This window comes from Pantoea sp. 18059, assembly GCF_902706165.1.
In the GTDB taxonomy this organism is placed as follows: Bacteria; Pseudomonadota; Gammaproteobacteria; order Enterobacterales; family Enterobacteriaceae; genus Pantoea; species Pantoea agglomerans.
Genome location: NZ_CACSJS010000025.1, coordinates 1 through 486, shown reverse-complemented (window position 1 = coordinate 486; position 486 = coordinate 1). Strand labels below are relative to the sequence as shown.

2 protein-coding genes are annotated in these 486 nt (G+C 68.5%); both read left to right on the top strand.

The window, feature by feature from the left end:
• Positions 1-186, top strand: a 186-nt coding sequence (locus GVJ63_RS21870; RefSeq protein WP_159227358.1) for a hypothetical protein, incomplete at its 5' end; no start/stop codon positions are given.
• The gene (locus tag GVJ63_RS21865) at positions 183-380 is read left to right on the top strand and encodes a hypothetical protein (RefSeq protein WP_159227357.1); all 198 of its coding nucleotides are present in this window, start codon (positions 183-185) and stop codon (positions 378-380) included. The genes GVJ63_RS21870 and GVJ63_RS21865, both read left to right, overlap by 4 nt.
• Positions 381-486 lie beyond the last annotated feature (106 nt).

The window sequence follows — 486 nt, the reverse complement described above, 5'->3', positions numbered from 1 at the left end:
GACCTCATCCCCCGCAAACATTTCGACGAGATGGTCGCCGACCGCGACTTCTGGCGCGAGCTCGCACAGCGCAAGGACGTAGCCCTCGACGAGATGACCGAGATCGCACGCACCAGCGGCCGTGTCCTCGACGCGCTTCCCGCCGCGACTGAAGCCGCGGCCCGCACGCAGGAGGCGGAGCGGTGAGCGGGCTCCTGGCGCGGCTGTGGCGGCTTGCGGCGCCCACCAGCGCCGACGAGCGCGTCGCCGCCGAAAAGCGCACCCGCGAGCAAGAGCGCCTCGCCCGAGTCGAAACCGGCCGTCACCGCTGGCACCGCGAACGCAACCATTTCTCCGATCGTCTCGCGATCGCCATGAGGGGAGAATCCCGTTGGAAATGATCCTCGCCATCGTCACGGTGGCAGCCGCTATGACGATCACCGTCTTCGTCGGGCTGTTCTCGACCGTCCGATGGGAACGGTCCGGCATGGGCCGGTCCCTCATGGC